Origin of the sequence: Vibrio sp. Vb0598, assembly GCF_033338935.1 — a bacterium.
GTDB classification, from domain to species: Bacteria; Pseudomonadota; Gammaproteobacteria; order Enterobacterales; family Vibrionaceae; genus Vibrio; species Vibrio alginolyticus.
This window is the reverse complement of the sequence record NZ_JAWOTP010000019.1, coordinates 61378-83415: the sequence shown is the minus strand read 5'-3', so window position 1 is coordinate 83415 and position 22038 is coordinate 61378. Positions and strand designations below refer to the sequence as shown.

At 44.5% G+C, this 22038-nt stretch carries 20 protein-coding genes; all 20 read left to right on the top strand.

Going from position 1 to position 22038, the window contains the following annotated elements:
- The first annotated feature begins 238 nt into the window (after positions 1 to 238).
- The 20 genes from csrD (at position 239) to mreD (ending at position 22038) form a co-directional block, all read left to right on the top strand.
- Complete coding sequence (gene csrD / locus R7Q38_RS17875) at positions 239 to 2248, top strand: RNase E specificity factor CsrD (protein WP_005381201.1); 2010 nt, start codon at positions 239 to 241, stop codon at positions 2246 to 2248.
- Between the two features lie 11 nt (positions 2249 to 2259).
- On the top strand, positions 2260 to 3705 hold the full coding sequence (locus tag R7Q38_RS17870; protein WP_239938508.1) for an MSHA biogenesis protein MshI: 1446 nt from the start codon (positions 2260 to 2262) through the stop codon (positions 3703 to 3705).
- On the top strand, positions 3702 to 4352 hold the full coding sequence (gspM, locus tag R7Q38_RS17865) for a type II secretion system protein GspM (protein ID WP_005381197.1): 651 nt from the start codon (positions 3702 to 3704) through the stop codon (positions 4350 to 4352). The genes R7Q38_RS17870 and gspM overlap by 4 nt, the downstream gene beginning before the upstream one ends.
- Positions 4345 to 4677 carry a hypothetical protein gene (locus tag R7Q38_RS17860; protein WP_005381196.1) on the top strand — a complete coding sequence of 111 codons (333 nt, stop codon included), beginning with the start codon at positions 4345 to 4347 and terminating at the stop codon, positions 4675 to 4677. The genes gspM and R7Q38_RS17860 overlap by 8 nt, the downstream gene beginning before the upstream one ends.
- Before the next feature lie 20 nt (positions 4678 to 4697).
- Entirely contained in the window at positions 4698 to 6338 is a 1641-nt protein-coding gene (gene mshL, locus R7Q38_RS17855) for a pilus (MSHA type) biogenesis protein MshL (protein WP_005388471.1), read from the top strand.
- Between the two features lie 44 nt (positions 6339 to 6382).
- Positions 6383 to 7228, top strand: coding sequence for an ExeA family protein (locus tag R7Q38_RS17850; protein WP_005381192.1), 846 nt, complete (start codon positions 6383 to 6385; stop codon positions 7226 to 7228).
- On the top strand, positions 7225 to 8319 hold the full coding sequence (locus R7Q38_RS17845; protein ID WP_239938509.1) for a tetratricopeptide repeat protein: 1095 nt from the start codon (positions 7225 to 7227) through the stop codon (positions 8317 to 8319). Before R7Q38_RS17850 ends, R7Q38_RS17845 begins: the two co-directional genes overlap by 4 nt.
- Positions 8316 to 10040 carry a GspE/PulE family protein gene (locus R7Q38_RS17840; RefSeq protein WP_158159799.1) on the top strand — a complete coding sequence of 575 codons (1725 nt, stop codon included), beginning with the start codon at positions 8316 to 8318 and terminating at the stop codon, positions 10038 to 10040. The genes R7Q38_RS17845 and R7Q38_RS17840 overlap by 4 nt, the downstream gene beginning before the upstream one ends.
- 8 nt (positions 10041 to 10048) lie before the next feature.
- Positions 10049 to 11272 carry a type II secretion system F family protein gene (locus tag R7Q38_RS17835; RefSeq protein ID WP_005381186.1) on the top strand — a complete coding sequence of 408 codons (1224 nt, stop codon included), beginning with the start codon at positions 10049 to 10051 and terminating at the stop codon, positions 11270 to 11272.
- Between the two features lie 3 nt (positions 11273 to 11275).
- The gene (locus tag R7Q38_RS17830; protein ID WP_031781206.1) at positions 11276 to 11737 is read left to right on the top strand and encodes a hypothetical protein; all 462 of its coding nucleotides are present in this window, start codon (positions 11276 to 11278) and stop codon (positions 11735 to 11737) included.
- Between the two features lie 291 nt (positions 11738 to 12028).
- Entirely contained in the window at positions 12029 to 12481 is a 453-nt protein-coding gene (locus tag R7Q38_RS17825) for a type II secretion system protein (RefSeq protein WP_025525973.1), read from the top strand.
- A gap of 77 nt (positions 12482 to 12558) precedes the next feature.
- The gene (locus R7Q38_RS17820) at positions 12559 to 12792 is read left to right on the top strand and encodes a type II secretion system protein (RefSeq protein ID WP_005388453.1); all 234 of its coding nucleotides are present in this window, start codon (positions 12559 to 12561) and stop codon (positions 12790 to 12792) included.
- Between the two features lie 115 nt (positions 12793 to 12907).
- Positions 12908 to 13456: a type II secretion system protein gene (locus R7Q38_RS17815; RefSeq protein WP_239938510.1), complete on the top strand. Its 549-nt coding sequence runs from the start codon at positions 12908 to 12910 to the stop codon at positions 13454 to 13456.
- A complete protein-coding gene (locus R7Q38_RS17810) occupies positions 13453 to 14034 on the top strand; it encodes a type II secretion system protein (RefSeq protein WP_025767603.1) in 582 nt (193 codons plus the stop codon). The genes R7Q38_RS17815 and R7Q38_RS17810 overlap by 4 nt, the downstream gene beginning before the upstream one ends.
- Positions 14034 to 14747, top strand: a complete 714-nt coding sequence (locus R7Q38_RS17805) for a PilW family protein (RefSeq protein WP_239938511.1) — start codon at positions 14034 to 14036, stop codon at positions 14745 to 14747. The genes R7Q38_RS17810 and R7Q38_RS17805 overlap by 1 nt, the downstream gene beginning before the upstream one ends.
- Complete coding sequence (locus R7Q38_RS17800) at positions 14737 to 15171, top strand: hypothetical protein (protein WP_025767605.1); 435 nt, start codon at positions 14737 to 14739, stop codon at positions 15169 to 15171. Before R7Q38_RS17805 ends, R7Q38_RS17800 begins: the two co-directional genes overlap by 11 nt.
- A gap of 4 nt (positions 15172 to 15175) precedes the next feature.
- The gene (locus R7Q38_RS17795) at positions 15176 to 19318 is read left to right on the top strand and encodes a DUF6701 domain-containing protein (RefSeq protein WP_044129503.1); all 4143 of its coding nucleotides are present in this window, start codon (positions 15176 to 15178) and stop codon (positions 19316 to 19318) included.
- A gap of 151 nt (positions 19319 to 19469) precedes the next feature.
- Positions 19470 to 20513: a rod shape-determining protein gene (locus R7Q38_RS17790; protein WP_005381144.1), complete on the top strand. Its 1044-nt coding sequence runs from the start codon at positions 19470 to 19472 to the stop codon at positions 20511 to 20513.
- A gap of 150 nt (positions 20514 to 20663) precedes the next feature.
- Entirely contained in the window at positions 20664 to 21560 is an 897-nt protein-coding gene (gene mreC / locus R7Q38_RS17785) for a rod shape-determining protein MreC (protein ID WP_005381142.1), read from the top strand.
- Positions 21550 to 22038 (top strand): rod shape-determining protein MreD, encoded by a 489-nt coding sequence (gene mreD / locus R7Q38_RS17780; protein WP_005381141.1) that lies wholly within the window; start codon positions 21550 to 21552, stop codon positions 22036 to 22038. Before mreC ends, mreD begins: the two co-directional genes overlap by 11 nt.

Here is a 22038-nt window from a genome sequence, read left to right as displayed (position 1 = left end):
TGCTTATGCTTGAATCGAAAAGGCCGCGAATATCGCGGCCTTTTTTATTGTCGCAATCTAATGATTTCACAGGCTTCTCTTGGCAAGGTTAGGCGTAACAATAAAACTTATCAATGAGTGTGATTTTCTTTATGCTCCAGCCTCTCACTATCAGACTAATCCGATTGTTTGATGAACTCTTATCAAGTATAAATATTTCAATAAGGTATATGATGAATAAAAAAGGAATTTGGTATTCATGAGGTATACCCCAACTCTTAAGTTAAGCACACGGCTGGTGGCCTTTGTCACCATGATCGTTATCTGCGCCATGTTTATCTTGTTTGTCGGTGGCACCCTCTCTTTTAAACGTCTTGGGCAGGAATATCTCACCCATTATTTAGAAGGGATCGTAGAGGTGGTCGACAAGGAGATGGAAGATCCTGACGCCGCTTATTCTATGCAGCGCTGGATGCCGAAAATGCTGCAGGCTTCCAATATTGTCGAAATGACGTTGTCGACCAACAACGCCGTTGTTTATCGCTTCAAAGATACTTCTCATCAAATGGAAGCGTCAGTCTTGTTTGAGGCTGAGTACCAGTTGACTCACAATCAAGATTACACGATTCACTTTAAAGCAATTCCCCCTTACTTAGGTTACAGCTACTCAATGCAGGCGCTTTGGTCGATCACGCTTGCCGTTATATTGATCATCTTCTGCTTAATGCGCGGCGTGGCATGGCTTAAAGAGCAATTAGAAGGCTCTGAAATGCTCGAAGAGCGAGGCAGAATGATCCTGGCTGGTAGGGTGGAGCAGTATGCCAAAGGTGACAAAAAAGAATGGCCTTACACCGCCAGTGAAGCGCTCGATGTATTAATCGAAGAGTTACAAGATGCGCGTCAAGAGCGAAGCCGATTTGATACCTTTATTCGAACTCAAACCTTCCTTGATAAGCTAACCGGTACCGCTAACCGAGTGTTATTTGATAGCAAGTTGGAATCGGCGTTACTAGAAAGTGGGGCTCGCGGCGCCGTGTTGCTAGTGCGTATTCAAGACTGGAAACTGGTTGAAGAAGAGCAAGATAAGCAAATTACGGATGAGTTTATTGTTGAAGTTGGGAGTTTATTGTCCAATTTAGTTCAACGATACCCAGATGTTGTATTTTCCCGTTATTACGATGCTGATTTTGCGCTTTTTCTACCGCACCAAAGTGCGAAAGATGTGGCTAACCTTGCCTCGCAATGCATTCGCCAGTTAGAAAAGTTAATGCCGCCAGAGCCACTTGATCCAGACAACTGGTGCCATATTGGCATCACCACTTATAAAGAAGGTGAGCGACACAGCCAAATCATTGATGAAGCCGAGACTGCTTTGCGTAGTGCGCAACTACAAAATAACAATAATTGGAGTCGCTTCAAAAAATGGAACCACGATGAAGAAGCTCGCGGAAGTGTGAGGTGGAGAACGTTATTTGACACAGCACTTACACCTGAAAGTGTGATACTCTACGCACAATCTGTGCACCCAATAAGTGACGCGACGCATAAAAAATCATTATATGAAGAGTTAACATGTCGGATTCGCGATCCTGAGAATGGGATTGTTAAAGCGTCTCGGTTCATTTCTGCGATCAGACAGGTTGGTTATGAAGCGCAAATGGATAAGTCGGTTATTAATAAATTCTTAAGAGAGTTTAAGGATAATTTTGATAACTCAAGATCGTATGCGCTCAATTTGAATGTAACGCCATTTTCTAACCGAGAGTACTTTAAATGGTTTCGTGATGAACTCTTACAGTTGTCACGTGAGCAGAGAAAGTGTCTCAGTTTTGAGTTTGTTGAAGCACAATTTGTAAGACACTTAGACTTTATGCGACCAGTCGCTAAAATGCTGGCCGGTTTGGGGTGCCACTTAATGGTTGGGCAGGCTGGGCGTACCATCGTCAGCACTCACTATTTAAAAGAAGTGGATATTCGTTACCTTAAACTTCATCGCAGTTTAGTAGCAAAAATCGACCAACGACATGAAAACCAGCTATTTGTCCGCAGTATGCTAGGTGCGGCGGCAAACAGTAAAACTAAAATTATAGCAGTGGGAATTGAGAATCAGAACGAGCTCAACACATTAATTGAGCTCGGGGTTTATGGTGGGCAAGGGCGTTACTTTTCTGCGGAGCAGCAGTTTCTTCCTCGTCCCCAAGCGTTGCCGAATTCTCAATCAGAATCCCAAGTTAAATTGGGAAGACGAAATCGCTGGCGGAAAAAATAAAGATAATAATCATGGATTTCAAAGCACTATTCGACAAGCTTAAGCGATCATCTAGTGGTGGTCGCTCCTGCTTTTTGGTTATTCAGCCAGACGCCGTTTATTTATCATCTTCAATCAAAAGTAGTCGTCCATACCAATTTGATATTTCTGAGTCCAATTGGGAAAAAGCCGTTGAGCAAGCATTGAGCGTTGCAGCGAGTGCGTATGATTCATTAACGGTTATTCTTTCTCATAACTATTACCAGATGTACCAAATCGACAAACCGGTCATGCCGCGTCAAGAATGGCCAGCTGCATTACCGTTTTTGTTGAAAGAACTGATCTCTGAGCGTGCCATCGACATTATTGCCGATGCGGTCGAGTTACCGAATTCAACCAAAGTGCAAGCATACGTCTTATCGCGAAAAATATTGGATAAGATTGTGTTACTGGCCAGCCGAGCCCAGTTACCATTAGAAGCCATTCTTCCTGAAGACGATATTTGGGGAGAGACTGCGGGTGAACTAGGAAACTTCCTATTATTACAACGCAGTGTGCGTGGTCATTTCCGTATAAGCGCTTTTGTTGAAAATACTATTGCGTTCCACCGCTCTATTCGCAGTGTGATGCCACCGTTAACGGGGGTTCCGTCTAGCGATTTACAGATGGACAGTCTGTCGTTAGAACTGCAACGTTCGATTGATTATCTTTCATCTCAGTTACGCCACGTGCAATTACATCAATTGAAAGTGTGCTGCGATGAAGAGGATGAGAGCGAGCTTGTTCAGGCTCTGAATTACCGTTTAAGTACTAAGGTTTCACCGTTATTACCACCAGAACATGAGCTATCAGGACATGTTTTGGCTGACACTGCGGCTACTTCAAATACTCGACGCGTCAACTTATATCCCGATTACTTAAAACCGAAAAAAGAGCTCCTGACGCTAAAAAATATCGCGTTATCTTGGGGCGTTGCGGCGGCTGCAATTCTATTTTCTTACGGTTATGTCACTTGGCAGAGCAGCGGTTTGGAAGATGAGATTGCTATTGTAAAAAGTAAAGGCGATATCATGAAGTCAGAGCTTGAACGTTATCAAGTCAAGCTACGTAAACATCAACCTGACAATAATAAGCTGGCAGCTAAAGCCCGCTTAGAGCGTGAAGTCAAGGCGAAGCGAGACTCGCTTAAAGCTGTCGGGAAATACGATGACTCGCAACGCACGGGTTACTCTGGCGTGATGCAATCATTAGCGAAGCTAGGAAACCAAGAAATTTCTTTGTCCGAAATTCGAATCAATACCCATGCCTTAGACCTGAAGGGGCTAGCGAAACAACCGAGCTCAGTGCCAAATTGGGTTAGCCAATTTAAAAACGAAATTAGCTTGGTTGGTCGAACGTTTGACGACGTCAAAATAGGTCGAAATGATAAGGATATTGTGACGTTTGAACTAAAAACGCGCGAGGATAAAGAGAAATGAACGAATTCTGGCTCTCATTAGAAGGGCGCTTTGGCGAAATGAGTACGCGTGAAAAAGTGCTCACCGCATTGTGCGGTTTAGTTGTCGTGATCATGTTGCTCTTTACGCTGGTATTGGAGCCAAAGCTTAACGAGATCATCAGTAATGAGAGGCAACTAAGTAATTTAAAGCAAGCCAATCAAAAGATTGAAATCGATACGCTACGTATTCAGGCGCAACTTAAGAAAGATCCAAATGCTGAGATTGATCGCGCGATATCTAATCTGTTAGCTGAGAGTCAGCATCTTTCGATGCAATTAGCGGAGATCATCGAGCATCTTATTACACCTTCGCAAATGGCTGAGCTGCTTGAAAATGTGTTGGAGCAGCAAAGTGGCATTCACCTTTTGTCTCTGCAAACCTTGCCATCTGAGCCAATAACGGAAGATAAAGAAGCATCGCAATACTCTGGTTACTACGTGCATCCTGTTCGTATGGAACTGACTGGTGACTATTTTTCTATTGCTAATTATCTGAATAAATTGGAGAGCCTTCCTGCGAGTTATTACTGGCGCAGCTTTAGTTATAAAGTCGAAGAGTACCCGAAAGCGAAGCTTGTGTTAGAAGTTTACACACTAGGATCTAGAGAGGAGTTTATTGGTGGTTAACAAACTCATCATCTCATTGCTTGTTATGGCAGCGGCAGGAACCGCTTGGGCAAACCAAGACCCAACGGCCCCACTTGGTTGGGAAAAGCCAGCGGTTGAAACGTCAGCGAAACCAAAAGTTAAACGGTATCGACTGCCTAAGCTCAACAGTATTGTGTGTAAGCCAAGTACTGATTGTATCGCGATTATGGATAACAAACTTGTCGAAAAAGGCGAGCTATTTAAGGGTTATCGCGTCGCGAGCATTAATAGTGAATTTGTAACTTTAAAGCGTGGTAACCGTCAGTGGGACCTAGAGCTTTTTGATTTAAACGTAAAACAATAATAACCAGAGCCCGATCAGATATGCGCAAATTAGTTGTAGGAATAACGATTGCTTCTTTAATGGGATGTTCAATGGGTCATCGGAATCCAGTGGAAGTTAAAGAAGCGCTCAATGAATCGATCAATCAAGCGAACAGCCGCACATTGGAAGAAATCCCTTCTTCTGTTGAGGCAGACTTGATGCCAAATTTAGACTCGAACGTTGCATCAGAGCAAGGCACCTCGAAGCGTTTTCGTATTCAGGCGAATGCGGTCGATGCAAGAAGCTTTTTCGCCTCATTAGTGAAAGGCACTGAGTACAGCGTGGCGATTCACCCATCGGTACAAGGTAATATCACCGTCAACTTGTCAGATGTGACATTGGATGAAGTTCTGAATGTCGTACAGAATATGTATGGCTATGACGTGGTGAAGTCTGGCAAAGTTATTCAAATCTACCCAGCAGGTATGCGTACGGTGACCATTCCAGTCGATTACCTGCAGTTCAAGCGTTCTGGTCGCTCATTAACCAGCATTGTTACGGGCTCTGTAACCTCGGCTGGTACGTCTAATTCTGGTGGTAGCTCAGACAGTTCTGACTCGTCAGACTCTAACAATGGAAACAACAACGATAGCTCGACCACATCTACGGGTGGTACACGCATTGAAACCATCACTGAAAGTGACTTCTGGCCTATGCTGCAGCAAGCTGTTGCGAATCTAATTGGTTCAGGCAAAGGGCAAAGTGTGGTTGTAACGCCACAAGCGGGAGTTATTACGGTTCGAGCATTTCCAGATGATATTCGCGAAGTACGCGAGTTCTTAGGTGTATCGCAGGAGCGCATGCAGCGCCAGGTCATTCTTGAAGCTAAAATCCTAGAAGTGACGTTGAATGATGGCTACCAACAAGGCATCAACTGGTCAAACTTATCGGCGTCAATTGGTAACTCGGGTAGTATCGTTGTCAACCGCCCTGCGTCGACATTACCACCATTGGATGCGATTGGCACGCTATTGGGCGGTCAAACTAACGTGACTATTTCGGATGGTAACTTCAATGCAGTGTTGAGCTTCATGTCTACGCAAGGTGACTTGAACGTCCTTTCGAGCCCTCGTATTACCGCTGCCAACAACCAAAAATCTGTCATCAAAGTGGGTACCGATGAGTACTTTGTTACCGAGCTATCGAGCAATGCAGGCAACGGTGAAAACTCAAATGCAGTTCCTGAAGTGGAACTGACGCCATTCTTCTCGGGTATTTCCCTCGATGTGACTCCGCAAATTGATAACAAAGGCAATGTGTTCTTGCATGTTCACCCCGCAGTTATTGAAGTCACGGAAGAGGTGAAGCAATTGAACTTGGGCGGAGATTTCCAAAACATCCAACTGCCATTAGCGAAAAGCTCTATTCGTGAATCAGACTCGGTTATTCGTGCTAAAGATGGCGATGTTGTGGTTATCGGCGGGTTGATGAAACAGCAAAATCGTGAGCTTGTTTCTAAAGTCCCATTTTTGGGCGATGTACCAGCACTGGGGCATTTGTTCCGCAACGTGAATAACGTAACTGAGAAAACAGAATTGGTCATCTTGCTAAAACCGACCGTAGTTGGCGTGAACTCTTGGCAGAAAGAGCTAGAGCGCTCTCGTGATCTGCTGCAAGAGTGGTTCCCAGATGCGCAATAAGCGCTGGGAAAGGTTCTGTTTTTCAATAGGTTTGTGATTCGAGTATGTACTTGTCACACTTTGGGTTCCGAGTTCAGCCTTTTTCGTTAACCCCAAATACAGAAATGTTCTTGGGGTTAGTCCCTCACTATGAGGCGATCCAAACCATCCTAGCTGCCGTGCAAATGGGAGAAGGGGTGATTAAGGTGACGGGAGAAGTCGGCACTGGAAAAACCATGGTATGCCGTAAGCTGATCGAGCAGATTGAATCTGAAGTTGAGCTTATTTACTTACCCAATCCAGTGTTGAATGGGGAACAGTTGCAGTTTGCTGTCGCCAGAGAGTTAGGTATCGAGAACGATGATCCGCTGCGCATCGTTTCCCTCATTCAAGAGCACTTGATTCAAGTACATGCCTTGGGAAAGAAAACCGTCTTGATCGTTGATGAAGCGCAAGCTCTTTCCCCACAAGCTTTAGAAACATTACGTCTATTTGGCAACTTAGAAACGGAACAAGATAAGCTCATTCAATTGGTGTTATTCGGACAACCTGAGTTGGATGAAAGATTGGCTAACCATGAGCTAAGGCAATTTCGTCAACGCATTACGTTTAGTTGCCAGTTACGTCCTCTCTCTATCGATGAAGGCGTGGCTTACATCAATAATCGTTTAGATAAAGCAGGCAATGGGGCGCACATTTTTTCTATTGAACAGAAAAAAGCGATTTGGCGTTCATCCATGGGGATTCCGCGCTTGATAAACCAAATTAGTCACAAGTCGTTGCTTGCTGCATTTAATGATCGTTGCACACTATTGAAAAATCATCACGTTTACGCCGCTATGCACGATACGTTTGATGCCCGTAAACCTAAGTTTAAAACACCCGTATTTTGGGGATGGAGTCAACCTTGAGTGCCATCAATAAAGCATTATCAGAACTTGCTGAAAAAACATCGCCGTCAGAGCTTACTCGTGCGGAGATTCCAAGTGTCTCACGCAGTAAACCTTGGCTTTGGCTTGTCGCCGGTTTTTCGTTAAGCCTTGCGGTTGGTAGCTGGGCGGTCTCTCGCGGTCCTGTCCCTTCAGGCGAGCTATCACAATTTCAAACCGACGCTATGCCATTGTCGTCTGTGAATGTCTCACCAATTGTTTCATCGGAGCGCACTCACTCGCCAACGAGTAAAATGACGCCCGATACAACTCAAGTGGTTTACACTAAACCAGCCACACAGCCGGTCGCGCAACAGCCTCACATGCAAGAGACTGATAGGTTCACGCCAAAATCTGAGATAAATATCGCCTCTGATGATTCAGTTTTACTCGCGCAGTTAGCAACGATGCCGAGCGAGGAACAATACGATCACGTAACCCACACGACAGCAGAAAACAGTTCAATGCGTATTGAGCAGGTTGAGCTTACACATCGTCAGCTTTCCCTTAAGGCTGTTAGTCGAGCGGAAAAGGCACTCGATGCTAACGATATGCAAACAGCGTTATCGGCTTATGCCGAGGCGTTGCGTTATGAGCCAATGAATGCAGACACGCGTCAAAAGTTATCAGCGTTGTACTTTGGTAAAGGTGACACGCGTAAAGCATATGAGATTATTCAAGAAGGCATCAACCTAGATACGAACAACCAAGTACTCCGCTTGGCCTTGTCTAAGTTGTTAGTGAAAGCTAATCAACCTGAAGCGGCGCTGAGCCCGCTTGTTCATTTGCCTCCAGTACCAAGTCGAGATTACTTGGCGATGCGTGCGGCATTGGCACAAAAACACAAGCAAAATGACATTGCGCTTGAGAGCTATCAACTCCTAACTCAGCGTGAGCCGGAAAACGCGCGCTGGTGGTTAGGTTTGGCTATTCAACAAGAGCGCGCCCTGGCTTTTACTGCCGCGATTCACTCTTACAACCAAGCTCTGGGTAAAGTTGGCATTTCGAATCAATCGCAAGCATTTATCCGTGACCGTTTGAGCATCTTGAAAGAGTTGGAGAGCGCACAATGAAAATTCAGTTGAGAAAACGCTTGGGCGATCTTCTGGTTGAGGAAGGTATCGTCTCTGAAGAACAAATCCAGCAAGCACTAAACGCACAACGCAGTACCGGGCAGAAGCTAGGGGATGCGTTAATTGACCTTGGCTTTATTACCGAAAAGCAAATGTTGGACTTCTTGTCTCAGCAGCTTGGTTTGCCACTGATCGATCTTGGTCGTGCGCCTGTGGATGCCGAAGCCGTGCAGATTCTACCTGAGGTACACGCACGTCGCTTACGTGCGATGGTCGTTGCTCGAAATGGGGACACCCTGCGCGTTGCTATGAGCGACCCTGCGGACTTGTTCACTCAAGAATCATTGATGAACTTGTTAGGTCAATACAACCTTGAGTTCATTGTTGCTTCAGAGCGTCAGCTTATTTCAAGCTTTGACCGTTATTACCGCCGTACTAAAGAGATCGCCTCCTTTGCTGAACAGCTGCATGAAGAGCATAAAGATGTACAAAGCTTTGATTACGGTATTGATGAGGCCGACAGTGAAGAGGTTACCGTTGTAAAGCTGGTTAATTCCATGTTTGAAGATGCGGTACAGGTTGGAGCTTCGGATATTCATATTGAGCCAGACGATCAAGTATTGCGTTTGCGCCAGCGTATTGATGGCGTATTGCATGAAACGCTCTTAAATGAAGTGAACATTGCATCGGCTTTGGTTCTTCGACTGAAGTTGATGGCACACCTAGATATTTCTGAAAAGCGCTTGCCACAAGATGGCCGATTCAATATCAAAGTTCGTGGCCAATCAATTGATATTCGTATGTCGACGTTACCAACGCAGTACGGAGAATCTGTAGTAATGCGTCTGCTTAACCAGTCCGCTGGTTTGCGTCCGTTAGAAGAGTCGGGCTTGCCGCCAGACTTGCTTGCTCGCTTACGTCGACAGTTGGCGCGTCCGCATGGCATGATTTTGGTTACCGGGCCGACAGGTTCCGGTAAAACCACCACGCTTTACGGCGCATTGAGTGAGCTCAACGAACCTGGGAAAAAGATCATTACAGCAGAGGACCCGGTTGAATATCGTCTGCCTCGCATCACTCAGGTACAGGTTAACAGTAAGATCGATCTAACTTTCTCGCGTGTTCTGAGAACCTTTTTACGTCAAGACCCAGACATCATTCTTGTTGGTGAGATGCGTGATCAAGAGACGGTAGAAATTGGTCTGCGAGCTGCACTAACGGGTCACTTAGTATTGAGCACTCTTCACACCAACGATGCTGTCGACAGTGCGTTACGTATGATCGATATGGGTGCGCCGGGTTACTTGGTTGCTAGTGCAGTCAGAGCCGTGGTGGCGCAGCGTCTTGTGCGCCGAGTTTGCCCAGATTGTAAAACAGAAGACCACTTAGATGAGTCTCGCCAGCAGTGGTTAGCTGGGCGTTTCCCAAATCAAGTTAGCACCATTTTTTATAAAGGCGCAGGTTGCCAAAACTGTAACTTGACTGGTTATCGAGGCCGAATCGGTGTGTTTGAAATGCTCGAACTTGAGCAAGAGATGATGGATAAATTGCGCGCCAATGATGCGGTTGGCTTTGCGCAAGCCGCGCGCCGCTCAGAAAACTATAAGCCACTGCTTGCTTCTGCAATGGAACTGGCGCTACAAGGCACCGTCAGTTTGGACGAAGTGATGACCCTAGGTGAGGGTGATGCTTCTGGTAAGACTGATCCCATTTTCATATAGGTAAGTGAATGCCAACTTTTCGTTATCAAGGCCGCACGCTAGACGGCTCATCCACTAACGGCAAAATCGAAGCAGTGAACTCAGAAGCTGCGGCGGAAGCATTGATGAACAAAGGGGTCATCCCGCTCAATGTACGTTTAGAGAAAGAGTCGGCAAAAAGCCAAGTGAGCTTATCTAAGCTGTTTGTGCCTGCTATTCCGTTGGAAGTAATTATTCTTTTCTCTCGCCAGTTGTTTAGTTTGACTAAAGCTGGCGTACCTTTGCTGCGCTCTATGCGTGGTTTGTTGCAAAATTGCGAAAACAAACAGCTCAAAGAGGCGCTAGAAGATGTCGTTTCTGAACTGAGTAATGGCCGAGGTTTGTCTTCTGCGATGCAGCAACACAGCAAAGTATTCAGCCCACTGTTCGTTTCTATGATCAACGTCGGTGAGAATACGGGTCGGCTTGACCAAGCGCTATTGCAACTGGCGAATTACTACGAACAGGAACTTGAGACTCGCAAACGCATTAAAGCGGCGATGCGTTATCCGACGTTTGTCATTATCTTTATCACCATCGCCATGTTTGTATTGAATATCTTGGTGATCCCTGAGTTTGCATCGATGTTCACGCGCTTTGGGGTTGAGCTACCATTGCCGACGCGTATTTTGATCGCGACTTCTAATTTCTTTGTTAATTATTGGGTGTTGCTGGTTGTGGCAATGATTGGCGCGTTTACTGTATTCAGAGCGTGGGTGGCGACGGCTGATGGTCGGGAGAAGTTCGATAAGTTTCGGCTTCGGCTGCCAATTGTAGGCGATATCGTTAATCGTGCGCAGCTTTCTCGTTTTGCCAGAACCTTTTCGTTGATGCTGAAATCAGGTGTGCCACTTAACCAGTCTTTGGCTTTGGCCGGGGAAGCCTTAGGGAACCGTTTTTTAGAAAACCGAATTCTTGAGATGAAGTCCGCAATTGAAGCGGGTAGCACCATTTCAGTGACGGCCATCAACAGTAAAATATTCACCCCATTGGTGATTCAGATGATTGCAGTAGGTGAAGAAACTGGTCGTATTGATGAGTTGCTGCTGGAGGTGTCGGACTTTTACGATCGAGAAGTCGATTACGATCTAAAAACGCTGACCGCAAGAATAGAACCATTACTTTTGGTGATTGTCGCAGGCATGGTCATGGTGCTGGCATTGGGTATCTTCTTACCAATGTGGGGAATGCTCGACATCATCAAAGGCGGCTAATAGGTGGTTGAAAATCAAAGCCGAGCAACGCTTATTGTGTTTGGGGTTATTGCTACGATTATGGCGGTGGGTTTGGCGGTCAAATTACGTCCTGTTACCGAGCAAGCACAAGTAACTGGAGCGAAGTTAGCGAGAGTTTGGATGCAAGACAGTGTTCAGCGTTATCGTCAAGCTTGGCTAGTACAAGGCGAGCCAGAACATATGCTGATGGATGGTTTTAACCTTACTATGACTGAGGACGGGTTAGTGTCTCCCTTTACTCAGCAAGGTGTATTAGATTGTGGTTATTGGCTAGCGGTGCATTACCCCCAACGTAAAATAATGACCAACAAGTTAATAGATATCAGTGGAGCCATCAAAACTGATCGTTATGTCTGTCACTACACTTATGAAAATGGTCAGTCGATTGTAGTTATCTCAACAGCTAATCAACTGAAAATAGACGTAGAAATGTCGGCGGAGTGAATTTTTTGACACCTAATCACTATAATTGGTAATGAAAGTCGGTATAATGCAATCATTACCATAAGTAACAGGCTGTAATCGTGGGTAAACAATAATGTGTTTTTCTCATTGCAGCATGAACTGAATAATGGCGATTCGTCATTCTGCTCAAGCGGTAGATACAGTATCCACTTCACGGTCAGTTTTAGTGAACGTTGCTGCTCCAAACCGTTTTGACAATATCCAAAATGGTCGCGTGACCTAAACGAAACCTTGCAGTCACACTGCATGCTTACATAGAGAGAGTAAACAATGAAAAGACAAGGTGGTTTCACCCTTATCGAACTAGTAGTGGTTATTGTAATCCTAGGTATTCTAGCGGTCACTGCGGCACCACGTTTCCTTAACCTACAAGATGATGCTCGTAACTCTGCACTTGAAGGTTTAAAAGGCGCTATCACTGGTGCTGCAGGTATTACATATGGTAAAGCGGCAATCGAAGGGAAAGAAGCGGCTTCTGCAGCAACACTAACAATTAAAACAGATGATGATCTAAACATCGTATACGGTTACCCTAAGGCAGATAAGGCTGATCTGTACCTCGTAGTTGATGGTTTAGAAAATGATTGGAATACTGCAACAAGTGGTGCTCAAGTTCTATTTGGTTACAAAGGCTACAATAAGAAGTGTGTGGGCTATACAGCTGCTACAAGTTCTGAAGCTCCAGTTGTTACAGTGATTGATGACTGTGGCGCTAAGTTTTAATCTTTGATTAAAGAAAAATAAAGGCCAGCTAGTCTGGCCTTTATCTCCTTATTTTGATTAATCTCGGAATAGTTCATATGCGTAAATCATCGGGTCTTAGTGCAATCGAATTTGTGGTTGTGCTGATTATCTTAGGTGTGATCGGTTATGTGGTATTACCAAGATTTATCAGCTTTGAACCAGAAACTTACGAGGCTAAGTGGGAGCAAACTAAGCAAACCGCTGAGCACGTTTCTGAAACATTGAGCAATAAAGAAACTTACGATCGAATTGAAGAAGAGATTGGTCGTTCAAAGGGGCAAAATAACTAGACATTGGTTATTTGTTCATCTGTTCACACTTCGAATCGAAAAATTATAAATCTATCATTATTCTCATAATTTCATCGTATACTTATCTCGCTTGTTCTAAGCCTAAGGTTGGGTTATGAAAATTCGCAGCTCTGCATTAGGGTTCACGTTAATGGAGTTAATCCTCGTGATTGTTCTCCTCTCTATCCTTTCACTTTTTGCAGCCAGCCGTTTTATGGGATCTGGCAATTTCTCTGCATATGCATTACAAGAACGCGTGATTTCTGTGATTCGCCAAGTGCAGGTGAATCGTATGCAGTCGAATATCAGCATCCCAAACAAGTCTTATCCTGAAAGGTGCCTACCTAGTAGCTACAAAGCTGGAGAGGACTCTAGCTACACTAATTTTTGTTTGTCGATTACAAGCTCTTGCATAGGATCTAGTGCTGCATGCGGCCTGGCTAGCAAGGTAAAAGACTCTCGTAGTGACATGGTTGTTGATAAATCCGCAAAGTTTTCACTGACCAACGCTGTAACTAATCCAATCGAGTTTGATTTATTGGGTAATCCAATAAACTCAGCGAGTGGTGGGGTTTCAATCCTGATTGAAGATAAGCATGGTCGAAGTCGCTGCCAAGTTGAAATTAATACTCAAGGTTATGTTTCAAAAGGTACATGCTCATGAAGAAATCTAGTGGCATGACTTTGATAGAAATGATCATCGCGATTGTTTTAATGGGCATTGCGATGGTGGCGTTTACTTCTTTTCTTGTCCCTCAAATTCGAGATTCCGCCATCCCTCATTATCAAACCCGCGCGGCCGCATTAGGCCAAGGTTTCATGTCTCAGATATTGGCGCGAGGCTTCGATGAAAACAGCGACTTTGATGGTGGCACCGTTCGGTGTGGTGAGAATGGAGTGAGCTGCACTGACGTAAATAAATTAGGTGCGGATAAAAAACTAGACGGTTCCTTGGAAACAACGCCTAGTGATTTCAATGATGTCGATGACTATATCGGGTGTTGGAGCACATCTACAACGGCTTCTCAGTGTGATGGTATCCCTAGAGGGAATATTAGTGATGTACTTGGTGCGGACAGTACTGAGCAGTACAAAAACTTTAGATTAGAAATTAGCGTTGCCTATGATGATCTGACGGATAAAGCTCCCGATGAAATAACCGAATACAAAAAAGTAACATTAAGGATTTTTGCGGGGAACACGCAGCCCCTTACTTTAACAGCTATTAAGGGGAACTACTGATGAAAGATCGTGGTTTCACCTTAATGGAAATGATAGTTACGATTGTGGTCGGCAGCTTCATCATGTTGGGGATAGCTGGGTATGTCCAGTTAGGAATGAAAGGCTACGCTGATACTATCGATCGCCAACGAATACAAACACAGGCTCAGTTTGTTTTAGAAAAGATGACGCGTGAAATCCGCCATGCTGTACCTAATAGTTTTCATGTGCCAAAAGGAACAACTAATTGTCTAGAGTTTGTGCCGATTGAATATTCTGGTTTTTACACGTTTAAGAATAATGACTTAGAGTTTTTGCTAGGTAATGACTCAACGCTTAATCCTATTCCTGCGAATCGCAGGATGGTGATAAATCCGAGCCGATATGAAGATTTACAATCAACTTCTTCGCGAAATATAGCCATTGGTGGTTTAGCTAAAACAGGTAAGGTTTTTGTTGTTAGTGGGGGGGCAAGTACGATTACGGGATCCTCTGTTTCTAGCCGTCTTTATATTTATCAAGAGAAGTCGGAGGTTCGCTACTGTTTTGATACCAAGCGAGTTACGCGAAATGGTATTACGGTTGCGGATAGTGTCGATTCGTCCGTAAGTGGTATGCGTTATCTAGAGTCTACTCTGCAACGAGGTGGTTTAGTTCATATTAATCTAGAGTTTGAGCAGGATGGTGAACGTAGTGTGTATCAACAAGATGTGCAGGTGCTCAATGTCCCGTAAAAGAAACTCCAGCGGAAATGTACTAATCATCGTGTTATTCGTCATTATTGTAATGGGATATTTGGCTTCCTCTTTAATGAAAGTTACATGGTCGAATCAAAGCGGATTAACAAGAGAGTTTTTGGGAACAAAAGCTTGGTTTGTTGCTCAGTCCGCCAATGAGTGGGCACTGACCAAGATGTATCCGTTAGATACAAGTACAACAGATATCGAGACCGTATGCAGTGGGGAGGTTAGCGGTGCCGTTCCGCCGGTAGCTGTGGGAAGTGGATGCAAGGTTAATGCGATGGCATGTACAAATATAGGTACTTTCAATGAGGGTACCCCTGACGCTGAATCTCTTTTTAAGGTGCAGGCCACGGCAACGTGTGGTTCTGGGGTTATACAGGTACAGCGTCAGCAAGAAGTTTGGGTTAGGGATTAGGATAATGAAAAGAATAATAATTACTGCTTTATTCGTCAGTTTGTTTTCTTCTGAAAGTTTTTCTGCTGTTCCAAATGATATGACTCCATATTGGTCGATTAGTCAGGGGAAAATGAAAGCCAGAGGGAGCTTCTGTGGTGGGTATTATTATGATTTTGGCAACTATATTTGTCCCAATGGTCTTACAATGAATGTAGGCCAGTCAGTCAACGCTTACCGTGATATCAACATTCATGTTTATGGTGGTGTTGAACTTAAAGGAAAAAATACTTTAGGAAGCAGTGAACATTCGATCAATATCCTATCCAAGAACAGCGATTTCAAAGGTAAAAATGACATTGAAATTTTTGGGCGTGTGGAGTCTTTCGGTGCAGTTGAACTCAAGAACGATATTAAGGTTCACGGTTTAATCTACGTATCCCACGGAAAGGTGCTTCTTGAAGATGCAGAAGTACAAGGCAATGTTACCAGTTACTCTGATGGTATTGAGATAAAAGGTAAAAGGAATGTCATTAATGGCAGTGTTGAGGGGGCTAAAGACGTAACTCTCTCGAAAGTAACAGTGAATGGCAATGTTACGAGTACGGGTGGACAAATTAAAACGGAGAGCAATGGTAACAGGATTCATGGTGATGTTATAGCGCATGGTGATATAACGTTGAAGAAGACGGTTGTCGAGGGGAAAGTTACAAGTCAAGGCGGTGAAGTAAAGACAGAATCAAATGAAAATGAAATTCAAGGTGATGTTTGGGCACGAAGCAAAGTTACTTTAAAACAAACGAAAGTTACTGGGGATGTAACTAGTGAAGGTCACGAGGTGATCCTAGAGAGCCATAACCAAGTACACGGAAATATTCTCGCTCTACATAAAGTCGATATTAAAAACTCATTGGTTTGTGGCCGGGTAGAATCAACAGGTAGCGAAGTATCGTTGACTAACTCTAAACTCGATCAAAATCGAGGTGTTTATACTCTTAGTGAAGCGATTCAGTCCCACGGGAAAGCCACAGTAAAAAGCTCGACCGTCTGTGGTTCTGTTAACTCAAAATCACATTCTTACGAGTACAATGATAGTGACATTTATTGTGGTGTAGATGATCCCAACTGTCAGCCCCCCCAGACCGGAGAGTGCCCAATAGAGGCTGTAGCCTCACTTTGTCCTGAATTAGTTCCTGTTATTCCTCCAACACAGCAATGTTCACTATTACCAGAAGAAAACTTCAATTCAGGTTCATTGTCAAACTGGTCGGTGATGGGCTTTGGTACCAGTGACGAGCCCCATATCTCTGATGGACGTTTCATCTTAAACTCAAATAAACCAGAGCAGGCAACAGCCTCTGCATATAACTATATTTTTCCGTCAGATCAGAACTATTTAGAGATTGAGTTTGATCACAATGCATATGGTGGGAATGGTGCTGACGGTGTTGCGCTGGTGATTTCTGATGCGAGTGTCCCTCCTCAAACCGGGGCATTTGGTGGTCCGCTTGGTTACGGGATGAAGCTTCTAAAGAATCACTACCCTGAAGTCTCCAAAGATGTAGAAGGCTTTGCTGGTGGTTGGCTAGGTATTGGTATTGATGAGTTTGGTAACTACATTCGTGAAGGGAGCGAGAAAATCGTTTCAAATAGTGTTGCTGATAATGTTGGGGTGCGTGGACAGGGCGTCCAAGATGCGAATGGTAAGTGGTTGAAAGGTTATCCGTATATCACTGGCAAAAAATACAGCAGCTCGTTGGATAATCGAAAAGGTAAAGAGAAACTGCATCGTTATAAAGTAGTTTTAAATTCGCGTAACACCGATACGATAACGCTGGCTGTATTTCGAAAAGTCGGAAAAAATGGCGGATGGGATCCTGTTATCGAAGAGTTTAACGTTTTGAAAAAAGGTGGTTTTAACTATATTCCAGATAACTTCCGTCTGTCGGTAACGGCATCCACAGGTATGCTTACCAATACGCATGATATTGATAACTTCCGAGTCTGTGCGGACAAGTACTCGCGATTAACAGATGGTATTCATCATTTCGAGTTTGACTACTCAGGCTCAGGCAGTACGTGTCAGGCTTCTGATGTGACACTTAGAGCTTGTATGAATGAAAGTTGTTCTGAGCAATATCCTAGAGATGCATACGATGATGGCAGCTTAACGCCTCTCTCTGTCACTTTACTTCCATCTACTGGCAATAATGTTGCCAACTGGGTTGGTGGTACAAATGTACAGTTTGAGAATGAAACTCAGCTTGAGCTGCAAGGTTCAAGAGCTGGCGATATTACTTTGGGTATCGATCAAAGTTCCGTACCACAGTTTGGCTTTGAAGGGGCACGATGTCGAATTAATGGCGGGCCACTATCTGCTAACAACTGTAATGTAACCTTCGCTTCAAATGTGCTTGCGGTGAATGTTAATGATGTAGTTGCTAGTCGCGAAACTACGGGGGAGGACTACCTATCGTTTTGTTCAACTCGAACTGAAGACGGCGGTGAATCTCGCGGTGTTAATATGTCGATTGATTATGAAGTGGCACCGATCGATAGCTCTCAACCTGTCGTGATTTCTTACAAGAAAAAAGTGAAAGATCAGGCTGTGGAATGGAGTTCAAATGTCGAGCTAACCAGAGCTAATAAATACCTGCCTAATGTTTATTTTGATGATGAAGGCAAGGCATTCTTTAAGTTGAGATACTCTGAAGCTGGAAAGGTCAAACTTAAAGCCAGTGTTGAAGGTGTTGATGACTCGGATGGATTCGGCAGCTTCGTTAGTTTTCCTTCAAAACTGAAAGTTACTGCAAAGAGTGGTGATAAGAGCGGAGAGTGCACCAACAGTAAAAATGGCTGCTCTTCGGGGTTTGTTGCTGCTGGTGAAGTTTTTGAGTTAACCATCTCGGCATTGCAAGATGATGATACGGTTGCTGAGAACTATCAAGAGAAGACTATTACGGTTAGTAATAAAGTGAAGTACCCGTCTAATGGTTCATTAGCCAAACTTCTAAATGAGAAGCTACCAGAATCAAGTAAATGGTCTCGTGGCAGTGTGACGTTTGATCAATCGGTTTCAGAAGTCGGTGTTTTCGAGCTTATTGCTGAGGCACCAGTTGCTAAAGATGAAAATGGCGATGATATTGGCACATCTCTATATCTTGGTAGTAATGCATTTAAAATAGCCGATGGTAAGTCAACCATTGGGCGCTTCTATCCGGATTACTTTAAAGTCACCGGGACAGAGTGGACCTACCCTGATAATCAGAATCAATCTGTATATATGGGACAGAATTTTGAATCGGTTAAGTTTGAAGTCACAGCATATAACGCTAACGGTTACACAACTCAAAATTATGGTGGTTTTGCCAATTCTTTAAAAGCAGATTTGTATTTGGCTGGTGGTTACTCAGATAGACTTAGCATTTTGGATTCCGATTTGACTAGTGATAACTGGTCGGGAGCTGTGTGGAGCAAAACTTGGGATAACTCAGTTTATTGGCGTAAAGATTTATCTTTGCCGAGTCCCGATGGTCCATTTAATTCAAAACTACCGGCAGACAAGGATAGTTCCATCGAAACGTCTATTTCGCTTTCACTTAATAATAATGGAACTAAAGTATCTGGCTATGTTGATCCTACGATGTTCTTAAAAGAAGGGCAAAATAGCACTGAAGATAGAATGGTTTCGCAACAGCTACTATCGCAACCTGATGTCAGGTTTGGTCGCATAGCTCTGGATGATGTGGGAGTGAATCAGGGTAAATCTGTTAATATCCCCCTTAGAGTGGAGTATTGGAGAGATACCCGATTCGTTTTAAACAGTAAGGATAACGGGACAACAGTGTCCCCAACTCTAAAAAGCCAGGAGCCAGTTTGGCCTGATGATGGCTCCGACTGCGACATTTTACTTGAAGGCGTCAGAACGACGGTTAACGATGGTGCCATGCGTGAACTTATTGCTAAGCAAGAGCGCGCAGACTGTGGACGTCAACAAGCTGAAGTTTGGCTTAATCTCGACCCTAGTGGTAACAACCTCCCTTGGCTCAAATACGACTGGGACAATGATGGCTCCGAAGAAAACCCATCCTCCGTCGTCACCTTCGGTATTCACCGTGGTAATGACCGTGTGATTTACCGTGGTGAGCCAGGGTTAACCGGACAGTAACAACTTAGGTTTTTGCCCTTAAGTTAGGAAACTGCAAGAAATTGAGGCTTTCTGCTCATGTTTGTGTACCAATACCTTGCTGTGACAGCGAGGCATTGGTACATTTAGAGCAATTTTTGTCTTCTATATTTTTGCAGGATGAGCGAAGAGTATGTTTAAGAAACTTCGTGGCATGTTTTCTAACGATCTATCTATCGATTTAGGTACAGCCAACACTCTAATTTACGTAAAAGGGCAAGGAATTGTCCTTGATGAACCTTCTGTAGTTGCTATTCGTCAAGATCGTGTAGGTTCTGCAAAAAGCGTTGCTGCAGTCGGTCACGCAGCAAAACAGATGCTTGGTCGTACACCTGGCAACATTTCCGCTATCCGCCCAATGAAAGACGGCGTAATCGCTGACTTCTACGTAACCGAAAAAATGCTTCAGCACTTTATCAAGCAAGTGCACGATAACAGCATCCTAAAGCCAAGCCCACGTGTTCTTGTTTGTGTTCCTTGTGGTTCTACCCAAGTTGAGCGTCGCGCAATTCGTGAATCAGCACTTGGTGCTGGTGCCCGTGAAGTTTACCTAATCGACGAGCCAATGGCGGCGGCAATTGGTGCTGGTTTACGCGTATCTGAGCCGACAGGTTCAATGGTGGTCGATATCGGTGGTGGTACAACTGAAGTTGCCGTTATCTCTCTAAACGGTGTGGTTTACTCATCGTCTGTACGTATCGGTGGTGACCGCTTTGATGAAGCTGTGATCAACTACGTACGTCGTAACTACGGCAGCTTGATTGGTGAAGCAACGGCTGAAAAGATCAAACACGAAATCGGTTCTGCTTACCCAGGTGATGAAGTTCAAGAGATTGAAGTTCGCGGTCGTAACCTTGCAGAGGGTGTGCCACGAAGCTTTAGCTTGAACTCAAACGAGATCCTAGAAGCGCTTCAAGAGCCGCTATCTGGCATCGTATCAGCAGTCATGGTTGCACTAGAACAGTGCCCACCAGAGCTTGCTTCAGACATTTCTGAAAACGGTATGGTACTAACCGGTGGTGGTGCACTACTTAAAGACCTAGACCGTCTGCTAATGGAAGAAACTGGTATTCCTGTGGTTATCGCGGAAGATCCACTAACGTGTGTGGCTCGTGGTGGCGGTAAAGCTCTAGAAATGATCGACATGCACGGTGGCGATCTGTTCTCTGAAGAATAAAGGTTTAGGTGAAGCTCATGTCGGGCTTCACCTTCATTTCTGCTCTCTCTGTAATTCAAACATGCTCCATACCTAAAAGTATTTAGTTAAGTATTTTTAGGTTGCCAAGTAAGGCTCAATAATCATGGAAGCAATCAGGTCAAAAACAAGATGAAACCGATTTTCGGCAGAGGTCCGTCTCTGCAATTACGTCTGTTTTTTGCTGTCATCGTGTCGGCGAGCTTAATGCTGGCCGATAGTCGTCTAGATACGTTTTCCAACGTTCGATACCTACTAAACAGTATGGTTGCACCGATTCAGTACGCAGCGAATTTACCTCGTAGTATGTTCGATGGAGTATTTGAACGTTTTAATTCTCATCAGGCATTGGTTGAAGGCAATCGCAGCTTAAAGCGAGAAGTGCTACGCCTGAAAAGCGAGCTTATCTTGCTCGACCAATATAAAGAAGAAAACCAACGCTTACGTAAGTTGTTAGGATCTTCATTTGTCCGTGATGAAAAGAAAGTCGTGACAGAAGTAATGGCGGTTGATACTTCACCTTATCGTCATCAAGTGGTGATCGATAAAGGCCGTATTGATGGTGTTTACGTTGGTCAGCCTGTTATCAATGAGAAAGGCATCGTTGGTCAGGTCACGTTTGTCGCAGCGCACAACGCACGTGTTCTGCTGCTAACGGACGCGAAAAATGCAATTCCTGTCCAGGTGATCCGCAATGATATCCGAGTGATCGCATCGGGCAATGGTGAAATGGATGAAATCCAACTGGAGCACATTCCAACCAGCACAGATATTCAGGTTGGTGATTTATTGGTGACATCCGGTTTAGGTGGCATTTACCCTGAGGGATACCCAGTCGCGACGGTTACCAATGTGGATCACGATACGCGTCAAGAGTTCGCTTCAATCAAGGCTGAGCCGGTTGTGGAGTTTGATCGCTTACGCTACCTACTGCTGATTTGGCCGAATGAAGACCGTCAACACAAAGTACTGCGGTCCAATGTAGATGAAGGGTTAGAGCAAGAACAAGAGGTAACCGATGGCCAATAATGTATTGAGTAGCCGAATGGTGATTGGCGTCAGTTTCTTCGTTGCGCTGGTACTGCAAACCATTCCATGGCCAGGTGTGTTAGATGTGTTACGCCCTTCATGGTTGTTCCTTGTTACGTGTTATTGGGTGTTGGCACTACCGCACCGAGTGAACGTCGGAACTGCGCTAGTGTTGGGCTTATTATGGGATATCTTGATCGGCTCAACGCTTGGAATTCGTGGCATGATGATGTCGATCGTTATCTACCTCGTGGCGCTGAATTTCCTGTTGATTCGCAACATGGCTTTGTGGCAACAGTCGATTTTAATTGCCTTTTTTACTGCGTTATTGGAAGTTTTGATATTCTGTGGGGAATATTTGAACCAGGACGTAGTATTTAATCCATTATCTCTGTGGACGGCGGCAATAAACTGTATACTTTGGCCATGGATGTTTTTATTAATGCGACGAGTTCGTCGTGCATGGCACGTAAGGTAA